22 protein-coding genes are annotated in these 21951 nt (G+C 40.8%); 2 read left to right on the top strand and 20 right to left on the bottom strand.

The window, feature by feature from the left end; translation table 11 throughout:
• Window positions 1-31 precede the first annotated feature (31 nt).
• The 5 genes from BPR_RS03540 to BPR_RS03520 all read right to left on the bottom strand — a co-directional run bounded on the left by BPR_RS03540 (window position 32) and on the right by BPR_RS03520 (window position 6323).
• Entirely contained in the window at window positions 32-2374 is a 2343-nt protein-coding gene (locus BPR_RS03540; protein WP_013280087.1) for a glycoside hydrolase family 127 protein, read from the bottom strand.
• A 171-nt stretch (window positions 2375-2545) separates the two neighbouring features.
• Entirely contained in the window at window positions 2546-4165 is a 1620-nt protein-coding gene (locus tag BPR_RS03535) for a mannitol dehydrogenase family protein (protein WP_013280086.1), read from the bottom strand.
• A gap of 94 nt (window positions 4166-4259) precedes the next feature.
• A complete protein-coding gene (gene uxuA, locus BPR_RS03530) occupies window positions 4260-5336 on the bottom strand; it encodes a mannonate dehydratase (protein ID WP_013280085.1) in 1077 nt (358 codons plus the stop codon).
• A 516-nt stretch (window positions 5337-5852) separates the two neighbouring features.
• Window positions 5853-6068, bottom strand: coding sequence for a PspC domain-containing protein (locus tag BPR_RS03525; protein WP_026662329.1), 216 nt, complete (start codon window positions 6066-6068; stop codon window positions 5853-5855).
• Window positions 6069-6122: 54 nt separating this feature from the next.
• Window positions 6123-6323: a hypothetical protein gene (locus BPR_RS03520; RefSeq protein WP_026662330.1), complete on the bottom strand. Its 201-nt coding sequence runs from the start codon at window positions 6321-6323 to the stop codon at window positions 6123-6125.
• Window positions 6324-6606: 283 nt separating this feature from the next.
• On the opposite strand from BPR_RS03520, the gene BPR_RS03515 reads away from it, so the two are divergent.
• Complete coding sequence (locus tag BPR_RS03515; protein ID WP_042256454.1) at window positions 6607-6828, top strand: hypothetical protein; 222 nt, start codon at window positions 6607-6609, stop codon at window positions 6826-6828.
• Window positions 6829-6965: 137 nt separating this feature from the next.
• On the opposite strand, the gene BPR_RS03510 is transcribed toward BPR_RS03515, so the two are convergent.
• From BPR_RS03510 to BPR_RS03465, 10 genes are all read right to left on the bottom strand, one after another.
• Complete coding sequence (locus tag BPR_RS03510) at window positions 6966-8732, bottom strand: glycoside hydrolase family 2 protein (RefSeq protein ID WP_242662191.1); 1767 nt, start codon at window positions 8730-8732, stop codon at window positions 6966-6968.
• A 27-nt stretch (window positions 8733-8759) separates the two neighbouring features.
• Window positions 8760-9602 (bottom strand): carbohydrate ABC transporter permease, encoded by an 843-nt coding sequence (locus BPR_RS03505; RefSeq protein ID WP_013280080.1) that lies wholly within the window; start codon window positions 9600-9602, stop codon window positions 8760-8762.
• 5 nt (window positions 9603-9607) lie between these two features.
• Entirely contained in the window at window positions 9608-10504 is an 897-nt protein-coding gene (locus BPR_RS03500; protein WP_013280079.1) for a carbohydrate ABC transporter permease, read from the bottom strand.
• Between the two features lie 69 nt (window positions 10505-10573).
• Window positions 10574-11878 (bottom strand): extracellular solute-binding protein, encoded by a 1305-nt coding sequence (locus BPR_RS03495; protein WP_013280078.1) that lies wholly within the window; start codon window positions 11876-11878, stop codon window positions 10574-10576.
• A 306-nt stretch (window positions 11879-12184) separates the two neighbouring features.
• Window positions 12185-13114, bottom strand: a complete 930-nt coding sequence (locus BPR_RS03490; protein ID WP_013280077.1) for an ArsR/SmtB family transcription factor — start codon at window positions 13112-13114, stop codon at window positions 12185-12187.
• Window positions 13115-13118: 4 nt separating this feature from the next.
• Window positions 13119-14591 carry a family 43 glycosylhydrolase gene (locus BPR_RS19575; protein WP_013280076.1) on the bottom strand — a complete coding sequence of 491 codons (1473 nt, stop codon included), beginning with the start codon at window positions 14589-14591 and terminating at the stop codon, window positions 13119-13121.
• A gap of 162 nt (window positions 14592-14753) precedes the next feature.
• A complete protein-coding gene (locus BPR_RS03480) occupies window positions 14754-15545 on the bottom strand; it encodes an ABC transporter permease subunit (RefSeq protein ID WP_013280075.1) in 792 nt (263 codons plus the stop codon).
• Between the two features lie 2 nt (window positions 15546-15547).
• Window positions 15548-16243: an ABC transporter ATP-binding protein gene (locus BPR_RS03475; RefSeq protein ID WP_013280074.1), complete on the bottom strand. Its 696-nt coding sequence runs from the start codon at window positions 16241-16243 to the stop codon at window positions 15548-15550.
• 92 nt (window positions 16244-16335) lie between these two features.
• On the bottom strand, window positions 16336-16800 hold the full coding sequence (locus tag BPR_RS03470) for a DUF3021 family protein (protein WP_013280073.1): 465 nt from the start codon (window positions 16798-16800) through the stop codon (window positions 16336-16338).
• On the bottom strand, window positions 16801-17241 hold the full coding sequence (locus BPR_RS03465) for a LytTR family DNA-binding domain-containing protein (RefSeq protein WP_042257511.1): 441 nt from the start codon (window positions 17239-17241) through the stop codon (window positions 16801-16803). It abuts the gene before it with no gap.
• Between the two features lie 113 nt (window positions 17242-17354).
• Here BPR_RS03465 and BPR_RS21220 point away from each other — a divergent pair, with 113 nt between their 5' ends.
• Window positions 17355-18560 carry an HAD hydrolase-like protein gene (locus BPR_RS21220; RefSeq protein ID WP_013280071.1) on the top strand — a complete coding sequence of 402 codons (1206 nt, stop codon included), beginning with the start codon at window positions 17355-17357 and terminating at the stop codon, window positions 18558-18560.
• Window positions 18561-18598: 38 nt separating this feature from the next.
• Here BPR_RS21220 and BPR_RS03455 read toward each other — a convergent pair whose 3' ends face one another.
• The 5 genes from BPR_RS03455 to BPR_RS03435 all read right to left on the bottom strand — a co-directional run bounded on the left by BPR_RS03455 (window position 18599) and on the right by BPR_RS03435 (window position 21923).
• Window positions 18599-19465 carry a YitT family protein gene (locus tag BPR_RS03455; protein WP_042256453.1) on the bottom strand — a complete coding sequence of 289 codons (867 nt, stop codon included), beginning with the start codon at window positions 19463-19465 and terminating at the stop codon, window positions 18599-18601.
• An 88-nt stretch (window positions 19466-19553) separates the two neighbouring features.
• Complete coding sequence (locus BPR_RS03450) at window positions 19554-20243, bottom strand: hypothetical protein (RefSeq protein ID WP_013280069.1); 690 nt, start codon at window positions 20241-20243, stop codon at window positions 19554-19556.
• An 8-nt stretch (window positions 20244-20251) separates the two neighbouring features.
• The gene (locus BPR_RS03445) at window positions 20252-20485 is read right to left on the bottom strand and encodes a helix-turn-helix transcriptional regulator (protein ID WP_042256452.1); all 234 of its coding nucleotides are present in this window, start codon (window positions 20483-20485) and stop codon (window positions 20252-20254) included.
• Window positions 20478-20957, bottom strand: coding sequence for a hypothetical protein (locus BPR_RS03440; RefSeq protein ID WP_042256447.1), 480 nt, complete (start codon window positions 20955-20957; stop codon window positions 20478-20480). The genes BPR_RS03445 and BPR_RS03440 overlap by 8 nt, the downstream gene beginning before the upstream one ends.
• 165 nt (window positions 20958-21122) lie before the next feature.
• Window positions 21123-21923, bottom strand: a complete 801-nt coding sequence (locus tag BPR_RS03435; protein WP_013280067.1) for an ABC transporter permease — start codon at window positions 21921-21923, stop codon at window positions 21123-21125.
• Window positions 21924-21951: the final 28 nt, after the last annotated feature.

The raw sequence follows: 21951 nt of genomic DNA, 5'->3' as shown, positions 1-21951 counted from the left end.
CAAATAATCTATGCCTTCCATAAGTGCTTGTTTATTTCGTAAGAATATAAACAAATCCAAACACTCTCGCAGATTCTATCACATAGGATCCACTAAATGTTACAGGAATTGTAGTTACTTTTTCTCCCCTGACCTCTCTGCTTTCTATATTACGTGTTACAACATCCTTAGGTATATTATACACTACAGAATACTCTTCATCTCTTCCTGTATAGTGAAGTCTTCCGTTTAATATTTCATCCTCTCCGATGTGGATCTGGATTGGCTTGCCGTTATCTTCTCTGAGGTAGTGTACCTCAAGTTCAAGATCCTGACCTTCTACAGCCTTCATATGATAGGTAAATCTTCCTCCGGAAGTAGCTGCTCTGCTGGTTCCATTATTGGTGCTGCCAACTGAACCCTTATCCTCCATGGCATGAAGTTCATCATTTTCATACTGGCCATATCCCGGCTGAACTGTATCAAGTATCCTCTCTCTTCTGGCATTTTCCTGATCACGCTTCTCTACTTCATCAGTTACACCCTGATCCTTGTCAAAAAGATACCAGTAAATACCATAGCGCTGTCTGGTCTTGAGATAGTGAGGGCCAAAGGTGAGTTCTCTGTCTGTTCCTGTAAGAGTGAAACAAAGCTCATCGCCTTTTCTGATCAGGTGCTTATCAATATCTGCAATATAATCAGAAACACTACCATCCTGAACTGTAAGGTACTCTTTTCCTGCAATCTTGTTAGTAGGTATAGTAACGTCAACACCGGTTGTGCCATCTATCATATTCTCGCATCCAAGGTCAGCTGAGAGAAGAACAGGTCCATATTTGAATGCAAAAACATTTTCGCAGTCCGGAAGTCTTTTAACAACAGTGTGCATCTCAAAAGAAATCTCAATCTGATCTCCGTCATTAAAGGTCTCTTCCACTGTGAAATAACCATCGGCTTCTGCCTGATAAGTCTTGCCAGAAGAAAGTGCTTTGCAGGTTGCATTTACAGCCCAGTCAGGGACTCTGAATCTAAGTTTTGTCTTAACGGGCTCCTCAAGATTTATTGTAAAGAGCGCAGTATTTCCCTTTGGAATTAGGCTCTTCTGAGTTAATGTGAGCTTTTTCTTTGAATCACAGACTACTGATGAAATGTACATGTTCACAATCACTGATTCATCATCAAGGAAATAAATGCTGTCGTTTAGCTTGGTAAAGTTCTCCATGCCTGTTCCGGTACAGCACCAGAACTTATCAAAAGGAGTTCCGTAAACCTTGTAATAACCTGTAGCCATAGGCTGGAAGTACATTGTCATACCACTTTCGGGATTCTGTGATGACAGTATTGCATTTATAAAGGTGTTCTCATAGTAATCTGCATACTTTTTATCACCTGTAATTCTGAACAAATCTCTGCTCATTTTGAGCATGTTGTAGGTATTGCAGGTCTCATTGTTACAGTTAGTACGTTCTGCATCAAGGACAAAGTCTTCTCCAAAATGCTCCCACTCACTGTTTCCGCCTGTTGCATAGGTATGGCGCTCAACAACCATATCCCAGAATTTCTGCACATAGGTAAGATACTCGCCGGCGACATCTCCAAGCGTCATATATCTTTGAAGTGCTCCCAGAAACTTGGGAATTGTAGTATTGGCATGACGGTTATTAAGCACATTGGCATCACCTGTTGCCACTTTCTTAAAGAGTTCTTCTTCATCAAAAGCATGTGCTGCTTCAAGATGCTCCTTTTTGCCTGTAAGTCTGTAGAGCTTATAAAGAGCATCGTTCATTCCACCGTATTCTATACTAAGAACAGTTTTGTGTGTCTCCTCTGACCAGCCAGATGCTCTGTTATAGGTCCAGTCTCCAATGCCTTCTGCAACCTTAAGAGCAGGCTCATAGCCTGTAAATACAAAGGTGCTTACAAGTCCGTCCAGGATCTTATGCATGGTATACCACGGAACCCATGACTCTGTGATAATGTTTGTTCTGCCATGCTCCACATGGTCAAACTGAAGCTCTACATTATTGCTATCCATTATTATTGCGCCAAAAACAAATCCCTTTTTACCCTGGGAATGCTCCTGACACTCTAAAAGGCCATCAACCAAGGTCTTAATAATATCAAAAAGAGCCTTCTTGTCCTCTTTTCTTGTCCCCGGATTAGCATAGCCCTGCGCTGCAGCTGTAAGGTAATGGCCCAGTGTATGACCTCCGATCAGCATGTTCTCCCAGCCGGAATAGCGAATTTTCTTGGGTGTTAGACCCGCATTCTCATAAAAGCCAGCAAGAAGCCTCTCCGGATCAAGGCTCTTAAGATAAGCCACATCCTTATTAAGTGCGTTTGCACAATACTCATCATTTACACAAACCTGTGTAAGATCAAATTCCTTTAACATCTGTATCTTTCTCCCCAATCAAATACTTTTTTCATTTTTTATTATGATATATAAATTGCCTCATTACAAAACCAAAATGCTCTATAAAGCACACATTTTTGACTTTTGACACCTATATCATTTAAAGACGGAAAAAGCCCTGCATCAAAAGATGCAGAGCGGATTCCTTATTTATGCACAATATTTATCAAGAGTTTTTCTGATTGCCCCGGGTCCTGCCAGTAATTCCATGTAATAATCTATTACCCTGTCTGACAATCCAACCTTTTCAAGGTCAACTCCAAAGATAGCATCGTCTTTGAGAAGAGGAAGAACAGCTTCTTTAACCTTATCTCTGTCTGTCTCGCCAAGCTTAATATCCTGTACAAAGCTCTGAGCCTTTGTAAGAAGTGGATCAGGACTTGGCTCGAATGTCTCTCCCTTATCATCTACTCCCATGAGGTATCTGAGCCATCCGGCATGTACCATAGGAATGAACTTGAGATTCTGAACATCAAGCTTATCTGATGCTGCGTAAGCCTTGATTGTCTCACCAAATCTGATTGGCAATTTCTGTGATGTATCGCAGGCAATTCTCTGTGGTGTATCAGGCATGAATACGTTAGGTATTCTTACATTAACTACTGTGTCGATGAATTCCTGAGGCTTGATAACACCGGGATCAGTTACTACAGGAAGTCCCTCTGTATAACCAATCTCTTTTACCAGTTTAACAAGGCTTTCATCCTTCATCTCATCTGAAATCTTCTGATATCCGAGAATGCAGCCATATACTGCAAGAGCAGTATGAAGAGGATTGAGGCAGGTGCAAACCTTCATTCTCTCTACTTTATCAACTGTCTCTTTTTCTGTGAAGATAACTCCAACCTTCTCAAGAGCAGGTCTTCCGTTAGGGAACTTATCTTCAATAACAAGATACTCACTCTCCTCTGCGTTAACGAAAGGAGCAACCCATGTCTTCATAGTGGTTACAACCGGGTCAAGCTCTTCTACGCCGTCGTTTTTGAGAATCTCATTGACTGAATCATCAGGTCTTGGTGTGATCTTATCGATCATTGACCATGGGAAAGATACCTTGTTTTCATCCTCAACATAAGCAAGGAAACCTGCTTCTGCCTTACCTGCTTTGGTCCACTCAGTGGCAAAAGCGTGCATTGCAGCATAGAGCTTGTCACCGTTGTGTGAGCAGTTATCTGTGCTGACCATGGCAATCTTCTTCTCGCCTGCAACGTATCTTGCATAGAGAAGAGCTGCAACTTTACCAATATAGCTCTGTGGCTTCTCAGGTCCGTTTGCAAAATCTGCTGCCACTGCAGGAATTGTTTCACCTGCAGCATTTACAAGGCTGTAACCTTTTTCTGTAATTGTGAATGTAGCAAGTTTAAGAGAATCCGCTGAGAATATCTCTTTAAGTCTTGAAAACTCCTTGTCGTTGTTTGAATCAAGGATGCAGGACTCAGCAATACTCTCAACTATTGTCTTCTCAACATTTCCGTCTGCCTTGAGTGTTACAAGGATTGAAAGGTTGTCATGAGGTCTGTACATCTTCTCAATGATCTCATAGTCATAACCTTCAACTACTGTAAGTCCCTTCGTAGCATATCCCTCTTCGAGCATTCTCTGAGAGAGGTTAGCCTGAAAGGCTCTAAAGATGTTGCCTGCTCCAAAGTGTACCCACTCTGGATTTTCTACAGTTTCTTTTACCATCTTATCTCTGTCAAAAGAAGGGATAAAAAAGCCCTTCTCCTTCCAGGAATTGTCGTTTTTTACACTATCATAGTTTAATTTCATATTGATCACCTTCTATTAAAAATCTGTTCATTCATCGCTGAGCAATTATGACGAAGCACTGCCCAGGCATGATCATATTAGGATCAGGCTGCTATCAGACTCCGCGCTGATGAGACTTCTCAATCGCTTCCCAAAGTCCGTTGATATATGTAGCACCGAGTGCTCTGTCGTAAAGGCCGTAACCTGGCATTGCTACTTCGCCCCAGATCATTCTTCCGTGATCAGGACGGATTGGTCCGTCAAAGCCTGTCTCATAAAGAGCCTTAACAATCTCATACATATCAAAGGTTCCATCTGATGAAAGATGTGCTGACTCCTCAAAGTTAGTAGGTGAAATGAACTTGAGGTTACGTACATGAGCAAAGTGGATTCTGCCCTCAAGAGCTCTGATCATATGAGGAAGATCGTTCTCAAGGCTTGTTCCGTATGAACCTGAGCAGAATGTAACTCCGTTGTGTACATCGTCAACTGCCTTCATGAGCTTTAAGATATTCTTCTCATTGTTGATGATCCTTGGAAGGCCAAATACTGACCATGCAGGATCATCAGGATGAATTGCCATCTTGATATCGTATTTGTTACATACAGGCATGATTGCCTTGAGGAAATATACAATGTTCTCGAAGAGCTTATCTTCATCAATTCCCTTATATATCTCAAAAAGCTCTTTGACATGAGCCATTCTCTCCGGCTCCCAACCTGGCATTACAGTTCCGTTCATGTCACCTGATAATGATTCGAACATCTTCTCAGGGTTAATGGCATCAACTGCTTCCTGTGTGTAAGCAAGAACTGTTGAGCCGTCAGCTCTTTTTCTTGCAAGCTCTGTTCTGGTCCAGTCGAATACAGGCATGAAGTTGTAGCATACCATGTGGATGTCCTCTTTACCGAGGTTCTCAAGTGTATCGATGTAGTTCTGAATGTGCTCATCTCTATCCTTGGTTGCAGCCTTGATCGCATCAGATACGTTTACTGACTCAATGCCTGCAATGTGCATATCCTCTGCCGCAACATCTGCCTTGAGAGCTTTGATCTCATCCTGTGTCCAGAGCTCTCCTGCCTGCTTGTTATAAAGAGTTGTGATAACTCCCTTTACTCCCGGAATCTGTCTGATCTGCCACAGCTTAACTGTGTCAAACTCTTTGCCATACCAGCGAAGTGTCATTTCCATAATTGTTTTTCTCCTTATAATATAAAAAAATCATCTACTTATTTTCATCATGACAATACATACTTTAATATTTTGGAGAAAAGTTTGGAATTGAATTATTTGTTGCATACATTGCAAAACTTGTTGTAGACAATTTATAAAATGCTATACACAAATCCTGTAATCATAAATGACTCTTTTCTTCTCTGTTGGTATTATCATGAGTTTTGAAATAATACCATGACAAATGAAACTAGACATTTGTTATTACTTTATTTCGCTGGGAATCTGGATTTTAACCTATTTTTAATACCATGATTACTCTTTTTGTCATAGTAGTATTACACTTTATAATCACAAATGCCGCCTTTCTTCTCTGCTGGTATTATTTCAGGTTCTCTAACCTTTTCTAACAAGAATATCAGCTTTAGATAGCTCTCCCAAAAATATCGCGCCGCCCAGGTGCAATTTCCTCGTAAAAATCCCCGGAAACCTGATGATTTCCGGGGACTAACTAAACATATATACTTAATCAATTTACTTATTATCTTCATCATATCTGCTCACATAATCAGGTCTGTTGTCCATGAGAATCGCAGCTACCAGATATAAGACTGCTCCGCTGCCGCCTGAACATGTAAGGATGATCCAAATAAGTCTTACGATTGTAGGATCGATATCAAAATACTCTGCGATTCCGCCACAAACACCGAATACTTTTCTGTCGTTGCTTCTGTATAATTTCTTACTCATAACCATTTCCTCCAAAATACATTCCACACATTCATTAATAAGTTAATACTAAACCTAGATTTCTCTTCCGTCCACATCAATCACTTCGATCCTGTCATTGTCAGTGGACTTTCTTGGTAAAAACTTGTTTCTGTTCGCCGCTGCGTATAATACGATTGCCAGGATGTCGTCAACAGGTCCGGGAACGAAATCCACTGGCGAAACCACATATACCAAAAGAAGCGCAAACAGCATTCCCTGCATAAATCTGTTCATAGGCATCCTCCTTTTTTGTTAGTGAATCCTGATTTCTGTTATAGTTTTCACACATCACTATTAATATGTGATCTTATGTACCTAGTATAGCCTCGAACAAGTGATAATTACATAGCATTATTGGCATTTTTGAAATATCTATTTTTCCTTTTTTGCGAAATAAAAATTGCAAGCAATCATTTTATATTTTTTTTATTTATTCTACAAATTTAGGACATATTCTTGGCTTAGACTAATAAAAAGCGCTTAAATAAAGCGTCTAAAAAAAGGGATGGTTACCAATATGGGAAGACTTCAAGCAGAAATTGCTGAATACGTAGGAAATTTTACCAGAAGATACGGATATCCTCCAACAGTTGAGGAACTGATCAGAAGGTTCGGGCTTATGACGATCATGTATTCAATGTTCTATGTCCTTAGCCTGTACAAAATCGGAATGATCAGAAACTCATTGTTCTTTGGAACAGGCGGACTCAGACTCCTTCCTGTAAAATCAGACAACTAAATAAAGTAAATATGGAAGAATTTCCTGATCTATTAAAAAGATAAGGCTGAAGCACGCATAATTTATCGTGTTTCAGCCTTTTTCATTTTGAAATCATATCCACTTTGTTTCTATTCATGAATATGAAAATATCATTATTATTTTCCCTGTACGATTTCTCTTATTTTACCGGGGTCTGCCTTGAACTCTCTGTCATAAGTCATAAGGCCATTGATCTCCTGCTCAACATCTGTAAGCTGAGTGTAGACAAAGCCCTGGATATGTTCTGATTCCAGAAGCGGTTCGACTACATTTCTGAATCTTTCAAGATAATCTTCCTCGTTTTCTGCTGCCGTATACCCCCAGCCTTCAGTACCGTCTTTACAGAAAGATATTCCGCCAAACTCAGTTACCATTATAGGTTCGCCGTGATACTCATAACCTCTTGCAAAAAGAGCATGTCCACCTGGAAACTCTTTTACAATATTATCAAGATCAGCATAGCGGTCTGTCAGTTCCTTTCTGCTTCCGCTGTAATCATGGATCGTTATTATATCTGACTTGGTATGTGTCCATCCGTCATTGGAGATAACAAGTCTTGTCCTGTCTATAGACTTTATCAGGTAGTAAAGTCCAAGCGAATGAGCCTGCTCATCTTCTCTATCCAGGATTTCATGTACTCCCCAGGACTCATTAAGCGGAACCCATGCAACGATACATGGGTGGTTGTAGTCACGTCTTAATACCTCAAGCCACTCTCTGGTATGTCTCTCAACAGCTGTCTGTGAATATTCATAGGAGCTTGGGCCCTCGCCCCATACCAAAAGTCCCAGCTTATCTGCCCAGTATAAAAATCTTGGATCTTCTACCTTCTGATGCTTGCGGACTCCGTTAAAGCCCATAGCCTTGGTGTTTTCTATATCCTTCCTAAGGTCATCATCTGAAGGCGCTGTAAGAAGTCCTTTTCTGAAATATCCCTGATCCAGCAGCATCTTCATGCAATATGGTCTGTTATTAAGGAGAATCCTTCCGTTTACTACATTTATCTTTCTGAAGGCAAAATAGCCGCAAACCTTGTCAGGCTCTGAGTTTCTCTGACTGTCTACCGTGTAAGTAATATCAAACAGAACAGGATTTTCAGGACTCCATATCCAGCTCTCCTGATGGTGCCAGTCAAGAGTTATTGCAGAGTCAAGCCAGTACTTTACTTTGGCTCTGCCATTTAGCACTTTGATCTGATCAGACAACAGTTCTTTTCCCTTAAGAGAAATGTCAAGTGAAACAATAGCTTCTTTTCCACCGCCCATCTCCATATCAATTTCTATCATTCTCTCGTCGAGATCAGGAGTAATCCTTACGCTTTTCAGATAAACAGGTGCTACTTCCTCGTACCAGACACTCTGCCAAATTCCTACTGTTCTTGTGTAGAAGATCCCGCTTGATTTCTTTTCCCAGAACTGCTTACCTCTGGTCATTTCAAAGTCAAAAGAATCATCGAAGGCCTTGACAGTGATCACATGCTTCTCTTTACCCGCTACAGAATCTGTAACATCGATCTCGATTGGTGTGTTTCCGCCCTCGTGATGGCACACGTGATCTGAATCAATCCAGATATCGGCAACGTGGTCAATTGCTCCAAAATGCAGTAATAATCTACTGTTTTCGTGTTTTTTGGTAAAAGAAACTTCTTTTTTGTACCACACAATGTCGTGGAAATCCTGATTATTGATCCCTGAGAGTTCGCACAGATATGTATAGGGCACAATTATCTTTTTATCAAAAGCATCTCCTGCATTTTCATACCATTTATCGGAGAGACCAAGATTTGCATCATCATAGGCAAAATCCCACTCTCCGTTAAGACAATAAAAGCTATCTCTGACAAAATCGGGCCTTGGATATTCTGCCCTTGGTAAATTATTCATAATAGTCATTCCTCATTAGTTTATTTATCATCCCTTTACAGCTGACTGTAATTGCATTCCTTTTATGAAATATTTCTGAGCAAACAAAAACAGTACAAATGTGGGAATTGCCGAAACGATACCACCTGCCATAGCATGGGATGGATATACGTCGTAGGTACCTTTTAGTATCTGCATACCGGGTGTTATGGTCATCTTATCAACATTGCTGATGACAAGTGTCGGCCACAAAAAGTCATTCCATGAACCGGTGAAGGCAAACATTCCAACTACTGTAAGTACCGGTGCGCACAAAGGCAACATTATCTTGTAATAAATCTGAAACCAGCTGGCTCCGTCTATTCTGGCAGCTTCATCGAGCTCTTTGGGTATTCCGAGCATAAACTGTCTTATCAGGAAGATGTTAAAAGCTCCGCTTGCCCCCGGAAGGATCAGTGCCCACTTGGTGTTGATCAGATTAAGTGCAGCGCAGATCTTGTACAGTGGAATCAGATTTATTACAGACGGAAACACCATCGTTGCCATCAGAATGCCAAACAACAGGTTCCTCCCCTTAAACCGCAGCCTTGCATAAGCAAATGCAGATGTAGACGATATCAGAAGAACAAGCGCCGTAGAGGCAGTTGATGTTATAAGCGAGTTTACAAACCACTTAAGGATTGGTGTTGAGTCTGATCTTGTGGAAAAGAGATCAGTGTAGCTCTCTATAGTAAATTCCTGCGGGAAGAATGAATATCCCGACATTTTTATTTCTTTTTCCGATTTAAGAGATGTCATGAGAGATTGCGAAAGAGGTGCAACCCATATGACAGCTAATATCAGGCAAAATACAAATGCCAACGTTTTTCCCAAGCTTATCTTTTTCTTCATATGCTTTACTCCTCATCCCCAACAAATCTATACTGCAAAAGAGCTATGACGATCATTACGGCTCCAAGCATGAGTGCCATGGCTGAAGCAAGTCCTGAAATCGACTTACCGCCAAAGGACGGGAATGCCAGGTCCCTGATCACCATAAGGAGCACGTTGGTTGAATTATTAGGGCCACCACCTGTCAGCATCACAGGCTGTCCATAGATATTAAACTGAGCCACGGTGGTGAGAACAACTGTATAAGCAAGCTGATTTCTGATGGATGGAAGCACTATCGAAAAGAATTTTCTCACAGGGCCGGCTCCATCAACATCTGCTGCCTCCAGGACATCTTTGGAAACACCGTTAAGGGCAGCAAGATATATGACCATATTGGTTCCAATTGTCCACCAGATAGTTACCAGAACAATTGCAATCCACGCATAGGGCTGAATTCCGATCCAGTTAACTTTGGTGTGAAGAACGTTATTTATAAGGCCAAGATTCTTGTTGAACATGTAATACCAGATCAGGACTACCGTTGAAATTGAGAGCACAGTCGGCATGTAGAAAAGTGACTGAAAAAAACCATGTGCAAAAGGCTTCTGATTGATCGCAAGAGCCATTAAAAGAGGCAATACAATTCCAAGTGGCACTGACATGACAACAAAGATGAGAGTATTGGTAAATCCCATTCTAAAGAACCTGTAATAGGTGGACTCTTTGTTAAAAAGAATCTCTTTAAAATTATCAAGTCCGACGAACTGCGGGAGCTGTGGACTGAATATGTCCCATCTGGTAAAAGCTGCATATATGCCCATCACAGCAGGAATAATGAAAAACACAACGAACAGGATGATCTGAGGGGCTATGAACAGATAGGGAGTAATATCTATTTTCTTTTTAGTTTTTTCTTTCATCCAAAACTCCTCTGGGCTTCCCCGGAGAGCTTATCACTTTCCGGGGACTACCCTATTTAGGATTATTTTTTACTGATTCTTGATGTTGTCGCTGATCTGCTGATTATATGTAGAAAGAGCTTCATCCACATCCATCTTGCCGAAAGCGACTTCGCCCACGAAGGCATCGAGAGCACCAACGAGATAGCCATAGTACTTGTAATCAGATATATATGTAAGTGAAGGATCACTTAAGAAGAATGCCTGAGGCATTTTCTGGAACTCAGGGTCCTGAGTGATCGCAACTGTAGCAGGACACTGTCCAACCTGTGCCCATGGAAGTGAGTTATTCTGGAAGAACTCAAGGAAATCCATGATAGCTTTTCCTTTTTCAGGTGTCTGCTCTTTCTTGGGCATTACAAACTGATGAGAAGATGCCCATGAAATAGGCTTGTTAGCATCATAGGAGATGGCATATGTTGCGCCATAATTGATTCCCATTGAGTTAAGTGTTCCAATCATCCATGTTCCCTCAGGAAGGAAAATAAGCTGTCCCTGTCCAAAAAGGTTTGTAGGATCATCTCCGTCCTGTGTACACCAGCCATTCTCAATAGCGCTCTTCCAGTCAAGAAGTACTTTTCTGGCCTTATCATTGTTGATTGCAGGCTCTGTTCCATCCTCAGATGCCTTGCCTCCAAGCTGTGCATACCACTCAAGGAATTCGTTTCTTCCCCATGTATACGCATATGTATATACTCCGTCAGCAGCTGCAGCAGGTGCAAATTCTGCAATCTCATCAAATGTGATCACGTTGTCATCAAGCACATTAGGGCAATACTTTTCAACAAGATCCTTGTTGTAGTATGTCAGATAGCCGTGAACATCAAGCGGAACCGCATATCTCTTGCCATCAATCTCACCGGGATTCCAGGCAGCTGCATTATACTTGTCAGCTGTAATGTTGCCGTTTGCAGCAATATATTCATCCATTGGAAGATAGATGTCGTTTTCTTTATTGAGCTGTAATCTGTCCACATGGTTTATTGCAAGATCGGGAACATCGGAACCGGACTGAACTGCCAGTGGAAGATTCTGATAAAGATCCTCCTGTGCCATCATTCTGTGAACTACTGTGTACTCAGGATTTGTTGCATTGTAGGCATCAACAATCTCCTGCATTGCTTCACCGTCACCACCTGTGAATACTGACCAGAACTCGATTGTTTTGTCACCATTTGCAGATGAGCTCTGTGTCTGAGTTTGTGTCTGCACTGCACTGTCTGTAGACTTGGCAGTTTCAGTAGCGGCCCCCGAGCCACTCTCAGATCCGCATGCAGCCATAGACAGCGCCATCGTTGATGCCAACAATACACTTACCATTTTTTTAATCTTCATACTTTTCCTCCTTAATTCTTTGTTACAGCTTTTCTGTAACTTTTTCTTTCCTTGTTTGCCGTTAGATCTTTTAATTACATCTTTTATGTAACTGAAATATCTTTATGTTGTACATTCTAACCATGATACTCTACATAGTCAATATATTTATGTACATTTTGCCAGTTTGCACAAGTTATTTATTACATAATTTTTGTATGTTTTACTTACAGTTTTTATGTAACAATGTAATAATTAATATAAAAAAAGCGCCGCAAAGCTATTTGCGACGTTTTTTATAAATATCATTTTCAGTTTGAAGTTTCTTTAATACTTGAGTGTCATTTCTATGTTTTGGTCAAAATCACCAAAGCGGTTTCCAAAGAGGTTCATTCCTCCAACATACTCGGAATCACTCTTCACGCCAATCTTAAAGCTTATGAAGTCCCCCTCATTAATCCTTAGGCTCTTAAGATTTTCCCCAGAAGTCAACTTGTTATCCACATAGCAGCCCTCGTCATCGATCATAACGCTGTAGAGCTTGCCATACTGTGTGAGAATGTCAGGCCACCACTGTGGATTATGCTTGCCTCTTCTGCCGCCATAATCGCCTTCACTTCTAAATCCGCCAATCTCAACTCCGTTTATCCAGATTGTTATGTCTGAAGGCCAGTTATTGTCATAACCCGGAGCTTCTGAGCAGGCTTCAAAAGTAAATTCAACTCCGTTTATCCTGCCGTGTTCATCCACATGTCTTTTTGGAAATCTGTATTCCAGATAGCCTTTATAGAACCATATGATCTGTGCCGAAGTTCTGTCCGGCAAATAAAAAGCATCCTTGTCATCATCATGGGATATTGCATTTGTCTCAGAGGATATTCCGCAGGGGGCTTCTATATTGCAATCCGAATAGTTGCCGATAGGCATGGATATCTTGACGCTTCTACTACTGGAAGCATCATCATCAGAGGACTTGATGTCAATATGAACTGTCTTGACCTTGATCCCGCTTACCTTCTGCGATCCCCTGATACCCGGAAGAGGCTCAGATACAACAAGTCCCGCTTCTTCGAGAACCTTTATCTGAAGCGCGGCAGTAGATACCGGTATATCAAGAGTTTCCGCAATATTGCTGATATTCAGGGCATGATTATCAAGGAGTCTTAGTATCTCAACTCTCAATTTAGAAGAAAGAGCCTTAGAAATACTGGTAACCCTGTCTATATTGCTCAAATTCAAGGTAACTTCCTGTTTCATAGATTTACTCCACGGATTTTTTATCGTAAAAAGCTACTTCCGACAGCCCAAAGGTATTGGACTGGCCGAGCTCTGCTGCCTCTATTCTGACTTTAGAGGTCTTAACCTTATCAAAATACAAAACAAGCGGCTCCTCTGTTTCTGCGAGGGCATTTACGTTTTGTATAGTTCCATCATCAAAAATAATATTAAGACTCTTTGCTTCATAGTTTTTGTCAGCAGAACCATAAATATATATACAGTCTATGCTCTTTTTCTCACCAAAGTCAAACTCTGCATAAGCTTTTTGCTCATCAGTCCCTGATGCTCTCCACTCATAGAAGTCTTCATTTCTACTGTTTAGAGTTTCTCCATCTATAAGCGCTGCAGGTTTCCTTCCCTCTATAGTTCCATTTGCTGTAACATTTACAGGCTCCACCTTCACAAGGTCAGTATGACCGGAATATGGCGTCTGATTAGTAGTAGTCGGGCCATTTATATAGAAAGTGCCATCATCCCTGAAACCGCACCTGTCTATGGTCACTTTTCTGTTTCCTCCTCCGATCACCTTGACTGTATGAGTGTGGTAGCAGGTATATAGCTCTTTTCCATCCAGGGTGGTAAAAAAGCTGTTGTTACCCGGGCCTGACACTTTTTCAGTAGAAGCGATCACAGGATTCTTATCATACTTAACAAAAGGTCCCATAGGTGAATCTGACACTGCTACGCCTATGGAATAGGTGGAATTTGCATAGCATCCTCCTGAGTAAAAGAGATAATACTTGCCATCTCTTTTGAGCATATCCGGGCCTTCATTCCAGCGATAGTCGCCTGATGCAAGCTCCCAATCCTGCTCCGGAGTTACCAAAAGAACCGGCTCTGCGCCTTCTTTAATTGAAGTATAGCTCTCCATCTCTATACAGTACAACTGGCTTGTGTTGTATCCATTAACTATATTTTCAGAGCAGTCTCTTGAAAAGTACAGATACATTCTGCCATCATCATCAATGAACAGATTAGGATCAATAGTTGCCACGTTATAAGGAAGAAGTGGATGATCCAGAGCATCTTTGTAAGGTCCTGTAATGCTGTCTGCTACTGCTACGCCAATTCTGAGAGAATTATTATCATTATTGCCACAGTAGTAGAGGTAATATTTACCGTCATTACCTATCACGATCTGCGGCTGCCAAAGACTGGTCCTGACCCAGCCTTCCTTGGAGCTTGAATAAAAAATCCTTCCCTCTCTTGTCCAGTCGGATAGGTTATCCGAAGAATAAATATCATATCCTCTGCCATCACAGGTAGCAGTGACATAATACTTGCCATTTTCAGTTACAAGATAGGGATCTCCGATATTAGCTATCTTCTCCTGATTGATATACCCCATAGATATGATCTCTGAGGCATCCTTGAGAACAATCTCAGGTGCTGAGCAACCTGAAACCATAAGAGCACATGTTGTCAAAGTTGTTGCTATTATTCTAGTTTTCTTCATTTTTCATCCTCCGATACATATAGCATCAGCTGCATGAAAAATGTAATTCAAAATCTTTACGGCAAATTTTATTATGCTTGTTTTTCCCATCCTCGTCAAGAACAACTCTCACTCCGTATCGCCGACTCCGCGCTGATGTGGATGGCGGGGAGAAGTGCAATTTCAGCTAGCGAGGTCTCTTCGGTTAAAGTTGTAGAAGGCAAATGTCAGGCCGCAGAGAAGAAGGAGAACTCCAAAGAGGATAGCCTTGATGGGAAAGTCTGCATCTGTAAAGATTTCGGAGGCGTTAGCGTAGGAAAATGGCCCTATAAAAAGATAGTCTTTGAGGTCAGGAACTACTCTTCCAATCACATCGTAAGCATAGAACATGAGAGCCATTCCAAGGCCAAGTCCTAGTCTGTTCTTGCCGGCAAGGGATGAGAGCCCAAAGCAGATTCCTGCTACTTCTGCGTCCATGAGAAGCTGCCTTGCCATAAACGTCATAAACTGATCCATAGGCATTTCCTCACCCAGAACTATAAATCCTACCAGGTAAAAAAGTGTGCAGATAACTGTAAAAACCAGGAGCATCACAGCTACGCAGATTGCCTTAGCGAATATTATCCTGCTGCGTGAAAGAGGAAGCGAAAACAAAAACTCTCCGGTGTGTGCATCCTCTTCTTTGGAAATGATCGTAATAGCTATGATAGCAGCAAACATGGAGCTTCCAAGTCCGTGGACTGCGCCAATTTCTGTTGCAAAGTATCCTTTCAGGCTGGCAATACTAAGTGTGCTCATTCCAAAGGCCTCAGAGAAAGCTCCCATGTTAGAAAAAGCATCAGCCATGTCCTTCATCTCTCCTTCCATAGATTGATATAGCAAAATGCAGGTAAGACCCAGGATTCCTACAGATAAGCTCCAGATCAGCAGACTTTTCATATTTAGCAGGATTTCTCTTTTTAATACCGATTTCATCTTTATTCCTCCTCTTCCTCATAAAAGCTCAGAAACGTCTCATCATCTATGTGTGGAGTATCGAGCATTGTAAGTCTTCCTTCACGCATTATTGCAGCGGTTTTGCAGTATTTATCAACTTCTGACAATACATGGGTAGATAAAAGACATGTCGCCCCCTGAGAAACGTATTCATTTATGAGCTCGAAAAACTTTTTCTGCATAAGAGGATCAAGGCCGCCTGTGGGTTCATCAAATATAAAGAGCCTCGGTTTATGCTGCATTGCACAGACTATGCTTACTTTTTTCCTGTTGCCAAGAGACAGCTCTTTTACCCTCTTTTTGGTATCTACTTTAAGTCTCTCGCAGAGTTTCTGCGCTTCCATGCTACAATCAAGTCCGCGCACGTCTGCAGCGTATTTGATCACATCCGCTACTCTCATAGAGTCATAGAACCAGGCTTCAGATGGCATATAGCCAACCTCTCTTAGTATCTTTTCGTGATCCCTGACACTATCCATGCCAAGTATCCTGATGCTGCCCGAATTAATCTTGAGAAATCCCAGCATTGAGCGGATCGTTGTGGATTTACCAGCGCCATTCGGGCCAATAAAACCAAATATATCGCCTTCCTGAACGTTTAAAGAAACATCTATAACTCCTCTGTTCTTGCCATAGCTTTTTGTGAGATGGCTTATTTCAATCACGTTTTCTTTCATTCTGCACCTCCTTTGTTTCTATATCTTATTCATACCAAAAACAAAAAACGGGAACAATATATGTTCCCGTAAGATGCACTATTTAGCCTTTATCATTCACTTTTATGTCGTGTCTGGAAAAGCTTAAGATCTTCATTTAGTTTTTTATCATCGATTATCCGTTTATATTTGTATACCAGATAAACACAGAAGTATACCAAAAGGATATATGCAGCAAAAAGAGCCGTCGCAATAATATTCTTATCAAACCAGTTAAAGAGCCATGAAATAGCGGTATATACTGCAGTGCACAATGCGATTCCGAGTATCTCTTTTCCTCCAAGCTTATCCGCTTCATCAAAGTTCCACAAAAGATATACCTGAATATACCCGATTATATAGCAGGCAAGTATCAGCTCAGTCATATGCAGAATACTGGCATCATACACACCGCCTATCACTCTGTACATGCAGTAGAAAAACAGAAATGCAAAGAAATACAGGCAGGCTTTGAATTCAATACTAATTTCCTTCGTAAGATAGAGTTCCCACAAGGATACTCTTTTTCGTTCCTTCATTTATCTGCCTCCTTTCAGTAATCTTCTGAAATCAGACGCATATCTTCTTGAAATAATTATGTGCTCTCCGCTTTCCATAGTTGCGTCAATTCTGTTGGAAGACAGGCTCTTTAAGGCTTTAACCCTGCCAACGTTGATAACCATAGACTTGCTGCACCTAAAGAAGCTATCGTCCGCCACATCTGTCATAAAGGCACTTAAGCTTCCGTCTATTCTGGCAACCAGATTCCCGGTATAGGCAAAGAGCTTGTCATCAACGGATTCAAGATACAAAAGATCGTGGATACTAATGCTGACAGTACCTTTTTCCGTTTTTCCCCAGAGTTTGTGATCGCTCTTTTCCAAAATACCGATTATTCTCTGAATCTCAGGAGTTATCTCCTTGTACCGAATCGAAATGCTATCTTCGCCTGATTCAATTTTCCGAATATCTATCTTCATGTATTCATCATAATTTATTATTGACACTCATTCAAGAACTCTTTAAGCTGCACGGTTCTGCTTTCTTCAAAATATGATAAAATGTTTTTGCACTTTTATAGCTGGAGGAAAACATGAACAATAACAAGATTGCAGTAATATTCCCGGGAATGGGCTATCACAGCGATAAGCCGCTTCTTTATTTTTCCAAGAGGTTAGCCCGCGAAAATAACTATGAAATAATCGAAGTAAACTACGAGTTTCCTTACAAGGCCCGTGAGATCATGAACGATAAGGCCAGGATGAAGGAGGCTTTTGAAATTGCTGTTTCTCAGATCAAAGAACAGCTCTCCCAGATAGATTTTGGAATGTACAGCGACGTTGTTTTTATAGGAAAGAGTATTGGAACTGCTCTTGCTGCACATTTTGATAAAGAGCTTCAGGTAGGCGCAAGGCATATCGTTTTCACTCCTGTTCCTCAAACCTTCGAAATGCTTAGGGAAAATGCAGGAATTGTTTTCCACGGACTAAGTGATCCCTGGTGTCCGTCAGATATTGCCAAAAAAAAGTGTGATGAGCTTCAACTTGAACTTATAACCATAGATAACGCGAACCACTCTCTTGAAACTGATTCACCCTTAAAAGATATAGATAATCTAAGGAGCATCATGAAGAAAGTCAGACAGTTTATCAAGGAATATAGGGTGATCATGTTTGATCTTGACGGAACACTCACAGACTCCGGAAGAGCAATAACATCTTCTGTCGAGTTTGCTCTTTCCCACTTTGGAATTACAGATCAGCCCCGCGAAAAGCTTCAAACCTTCATCGGACCATCTTTGTATGATTCATTTGTAAGAGAATATGGGATGAACGACGAAGACTGTAATAGAGCAGTTGCCCTCTACAGGAGCATATATGAAAAAGAGCGCATGTATGACGTCGATATTTATGACGGTATCCCGCAGCTTCTTGCCGCACTTAAGGAGCGTGGTCTTACAGTATTCTTAATTACCAGTAAGCCCCTTGTCTTTGCAGAAAAAATCCTTGAAAAGATCGGGCTTAGTAAATATTTTGACCATATGGTAGGTCCGGATCTTTCTGACCATAGTTCAGACAAAAAGCGTCTCATAGAAAACGCCATAACAACCTATGAACTTGAAAAAAATGACTGCGTAATGATTGGTGATACTGCCTATGATATAAAAGGGGCTTCCGATGCCGGAATAGACAGTATTGCCGTAACTTACGGCTACGGCAATACTGAGGAAATGCTAAATAATGGTGCAACTCATCTGGCTGCATCAGCCAGAAAAGTCTGTGATATCTTGAGAGTGTAATACTCAAGATCAAGGGATGCAAATTTTGATTAAATTATTCAATTTTCAAAAATTCTCTCAGGAAGAGTTTTAGACATGTACTGCATTTCACTGACCTTATATACAGTAACAAATGCATTAGGATCAACCTTATCGACAAAAGCCATCAGTTTCTGATATTCGCTCTTATCCACAATGGTAATGATCTCATTGTGAGCCTGCATGCGGTATGCGCCTATTGCTTTATAAATAGTTGCACCACTATGAAGCTCATTTAATATGAATTCACGTATTTCTTTTTCAAAAGGAGAAACAATGCAAACTCTCCTCTTAAGCTTCTGGTCGAAAATGAAATGATCAATGATCACACCATTAAAATATGTTCCCAAAATACTCAGTATCAATGTTTTGGTATCATAAGCAAGAAGCGAAGATGCCGCAACGCAAAGGCCAGCAATCGACATTGCTTTTCCCAGGTCAATTCTAAGATATTTGTTAAGTATCTTGGCTATGATATCAATTCCCCCTGAGGATGCATTTCTGTTAAAGAGAATCGATATTCCAATGCTGACAAAAAATATATAGCAAATAACATCAAGAGTGGCATCACCGGTAAAAGATGTAAAGTCAGGAAAAGCTTTCTCAAATACTCCAATTATCACCGGCATCAGCATTGCTGTATAAACTGTCTTGTACCCGAATTCAGGTCCGCAGGTAATAAAACCTAATATCAAAAGAAATACATTTATTATCAAGGTTATCGCGGAAACTGATAATGGGATAAAATTAGCCAGAACTATAGCCAATCCTGCTATGCTGCTGACAGATGCGTGACTCGGCATCAGAAAAAAGAAAACTGACGCGGAAATCATAGCTGTTGCCAACGTCAGAATTATTATCTCTTTTATTAGTGCTATCTTTTTCATAACTGTTAATTCCTTTTTCAGCCATACTAAGAAGTAATGGAAAACTCTTTTTCCATCGCTCTCAATAATAATAAAACCCAATCATGAATTATAGCAAATTAACAGTTATTTTACCAAATGTTATTTTATCCAAAACAGAGTCATTCATGCGAATTGTATGTTCCGGAAGTATCTTCTCCTGAAAGTACGCTCCGTCCCAGTTCACTTCCCCCGCAGGCTCCTCATAATATGCCGCCAGATTTCTGTCTTTTACAAGCTTCTCTGCGCACTTTGATGCCAGTGCATGTTTTTTGCTAATATCAAAGATTATCTTCTCATCAAGCCCAGTTGATAGCAGCTGTCTGGAATCCATGTTATTGATCAAATTCGAGACGTCATCCAAAACCTGGGCTTCTTCATTACTCGTCAGCGATAGGCCCTGACTAAGAGCCTGCCTGTAATATATTTCGTCAGCTATACACATGTTAATAGCAACCTTCTTGGCATAGTCACACACAAATTGCGAATCCATGCCGGCAGAAAAATGTGTATTCCACCATAGGCCTGGATTTTCGGGATCATACAAAAGAGCCTGATTCTGTACAAAGGCTTCTACTTCATATATGTAATAGCCAAATTCTCTTAGGGTTATATCCTTGTCATCAACGGTTATAACTTTCTCATCAAGATGATCGGAATAAGTGAATTTACTAAAGATATGACCGCAAAATGCAAACATTATCAAAAAAATGTTTGCGATGATGATTACTGCTACGGCTTTTCCGGCGGATTTTTTCATTCGTTCTCCTACTGGGTCAGAAACAAATCCTTAAATTCCTTGTGCCCGGGCACCCATGCTTTTTCGTATATGCTAGTGAAATGGTTTTTGACAGTCTGCTCCGAAATTCCGAGCATGTAAGCTATTCTTCTGTTAGAAAACCCGGACACTTTCAAATAACCAAGCTCCAGTTCTCTCTTGGTAAGCCCAAATTTGCGGGCAACATTAAGATATTGCTTTTTGGTTATTTTGGAATCATTCATCTCCAAGATCCATTTCCTCATTCATCTTGCGCTCAGCATTTAGTCTGAGTGGAAGAAGGAAAAACTCTATGATAACGGCATATAATCCTGACAAAAAGCAAACAGCAAGATTGGGACCAATAGTTTCAGGAGTATCCAGATGCCCCAAAAGAAGTACGCCTGATATTATTATAGCAAAAAGAGCACCAAAAACCGTCAATTTCTGTGCCGCATCAACAGCCTCTATAATGTTCTTAAGTTCCAATAGGCTAAAATCTTTAATTCCTACAGAAAAAGATCTGACAAAATCCTTCCATTCTCCCATTATCAAAAGCCCGGGGATCAAAATCGCCGCCAAAAGAATAAGTGATGGCAGATCAATAAACCACAGCACCGCGCTCAATTCATAGCTGCTCATAAAGATTATCAGAAAAAATACAACAACAAATAACAGTAATTCTCCAAGTAAAACAAGACGTATATTCTTTTTCATATTAAAAATCTCCTTCATATAAAAAACATGTTACAAAAAAGTGTCATATCAATGATAAGCGAATTGCTCGCAGGTTTCGCCTTTCCTGCAATTCTCTATCATTAATATGACACTATCACATGTTCGGTAAAAAAAATATAGTACCTTTTTATTCAGTTAATCCCATCAACTACCCGTAGATCTGTAATGCCTCATCCCCAAATGAAAAAGTGCTGTCATTACCGCAAATACTATAGCTCCTGATAGCGGCGTAACAAAAGCTGTCCAGGAAGGCCAGCCATAGAGGGGTTTATCAAGTATCCACGAAGCCGGGACATGCATTGTAAGAGCAAATGGTGCAACAATGGTAAAAAGAGCTCTAAGTGGCAGAGGGTATATATCAATTGGATACTGGCAGGCGCTTCGACCGCCATAGGTTATGGCATTTACAAGCTCCACCGATTTGACGCTAAAAATACTAAAGATCGCCTCGATCATAAATAGTCCCAATATCAGAAGGCAGCTCATAGCAATAGATTCAATCAAAACAAGCACCTTAAGGGGACTCCAGACTATCCCGGACAGGCTGCTTCCCATTATAAGTGCCACAATGCCCACAGCTATGCAGGTGATTCTTCTGGGGTCTGTTCCTCCGCATAAAACCTGGGTAAGTACGCCTCTTGGCCTTACAAGGAAAGTGTCAAGTCGCCCCGTTCTAACCATAGACGGAAAGTCTCCGGTGATTCCTCTTCCAAATAGCTCCGTGAGATAAAAAGATACTGACATTATTCCGAAAAAGAAATACAGATTTCCACCGCTCCATCCCTTCAAACTCTCGAATCTGTCGACAATAAGAATAACCACCATCATCTCACCGCCTTCCATAACAAGCTGTGCGAGAGTCTGCATGATAAAAGAGCTTGGATACTGAAGGTGGCTTTTTAACAGCATTCCTATTGACTTAAAATATAATCTCAAAGTATTCATATATCTTCCTTTTTACTATCTATGTGCT

It is taken from the genome of Butyrivibrio proteoclasticus B316 (genome assembly GCF_000145035.1).
Classification (GTDB): Bacteria; Bacillota; Clostridia; order Lachnospirales; family Lachnospiraceae; genus Butyrivibrio; species Butyrivibrio proteoclasticus.
This window is presented reverse-complemented; position numbering and strand designations above follow the sequence as displayed.

What these genes read in the sequence shown, in the direction of transcription:
- BPR_RS03470 (WP_013280073.1), bottom strand. Translation starts at nt 16,800, where the DNA reads ATGAAGGAACGAAAAAGAGTATCCTTGTGGGAACTCTATCTTACGAAG.
- BPR_RS03440 (WP_042256447.1), bottom strand. Translation starts at nt 20,957, where the DNA reads ATGAAAAAGAATATACGTCTTGTTTTACTTGGAGAATTACTGTTATTT.
- BPR_RS03535 (WP_013280086.1), bottom strand. Translation starts at nt 4,165, where the DNA reads ATGAAATTAAACTATGATAGTGTAAAAAACGACAATTCCTGGAAGGAG.
- BPR_RS03495 (WP_013280078.1), bottom strand. Translation starts at nt 11,878, where the DNA reads ATGAAGATTAAAAAAATGGTAAGTGTATTGTTGGCATCAACGATGGCG.
- BPR_RS03540 (WP_013280087.1), bottom strand. Translation starts at nt 2,374, where the DNA reads ATGTTAAAGGAATTTGATCTTACACAGGTTTGTGTAAATGATGAGTAT.
- BPR_RS03500 (WP_013280079.1), bottom strand. Translation starts at nt 10,504, where the DNA reads ATGAAAGAAAAAACTAAAAAGAAAATAGATATTACTCCCTATCTGTTC.
- BPR_RS03455 (WP_042256453.1), bottom strand. Translation starts at nt 19,465, where the DNA reads ATGAAAAAGATAGCACTAATAAAAGAGATAATAATTCTGACGTTGGCA.
- BPR_RS03490 (WP_013280077.1), bottom strand. Translation starts at nt 13,114, where the DNA reads ATGAAACAGGAAGTTACCTTGAATTTGAGCAATATAGACAGGGTTACC.
- BPR_RS03445 (WP_042256452.1), bottom strand. Translation starts at nt 20,485, where the DNA reads ATGAATGATTCCAAAATAACCAAAAAGCAATATCTTAATGTTGCCCGC.
- BPR_RS21220 (WP_013280071.1), top strand. Translation starts at nt 17,355, where the DNA reads ATGAACAATAACAAGATTGCAGTAATATTCCCGGGAATGGGCTATCAC.
- BPR_RS03465 (WP_042257511.1), bottom strand. Translation starts at nt 17,241, where the DNA reads ATGAAGATAGATATTCGGAAAATTGAATCAGGCGAAGATAGCATTTCG.
- BPR_RS03450 (WP_013280069.1), bottom strand. Translation starts at nt 20,243, where the DNA reads ATGAAAAAATCCGCCGGAAAAGCCGTAGCAGTAATCATCATCGCAAAC.
- BPR_RS03505 (WP_013280080.1), bottom strand. Translation starts at nt 9,602, where the DNA reads ATGAAGAAAAAGATAAGCTTGGGAAAAACGTTGGCATTTGTATTTTGC.
- BPR_RS03435 (WP_013280067.1), bottom strand. Translation starts at nt 21,923, where the DNA reads ATGAATACTTTGAGATTATATTTTAAGTCAATAGGAATGCTGTTAAAA.
- uxuA (WP_013280085.1), bottom strand. Translation starts at nt 5,336, where the DNA reads ATGGAAATGACACTTCGCTGGTATGGCAAAGAGTTTGACACAGTTAAG.
- BPR_RS03510 (WP_242662191.1), bottom strand. Translation starts at nt 8,732, where the DNA reads ATGAATAATTTACCAAGGGCAGAATATCCAAGGCCCGATTTTGTCAGA.
- BPR_RS03515 (WP_042256454.1), top strand. Translation starts at nt 6,607, where the DNA reads ATGGGAAGACTTCAAGCAGAAATTGCTGAATACGTAGGAAATTTTACC.
- BPR_RS19575 (WP_013280076.1), bottom strand. Translation starts at nt 14,591, where the DNA reads ATGAAGAAAACTAGAATAATAGCAACAACTTTGACAACATGTGCTCTT.
- BPR_RS03480 (WP_013280075.1), bottom strand. Translation starts at nt 15,545, where the DNA reads ATGAAATCGGTATTAAAAAGAGAAATCCTGCTAAATATGAAAAGTCTG.
- BPR_RS03520 (WP_026662330.1), bottom strand. Translation starts at nt 6,323, where the DNA reads ATGAACAGATTTATGCAGGGAATGCTGTTTGCGCTTCTTTTGGTATAT.
- BPR_RS03525 (WP_026662329.1), bottom strand. Translation starts at nt 6,068, where the DNA reads ATGAGTAAGAAATTATACAGAAGCAACGACAGAAAAGTATTCGGTGTT.
- BPR_RS03475 (WP_013280074.1), bottom strand. Translation starts at nt 16,243, where the DNA reads ATGAAAGAAAACGTGATTGAAATAAGCCATCTCACAAAAAGCTATGGC.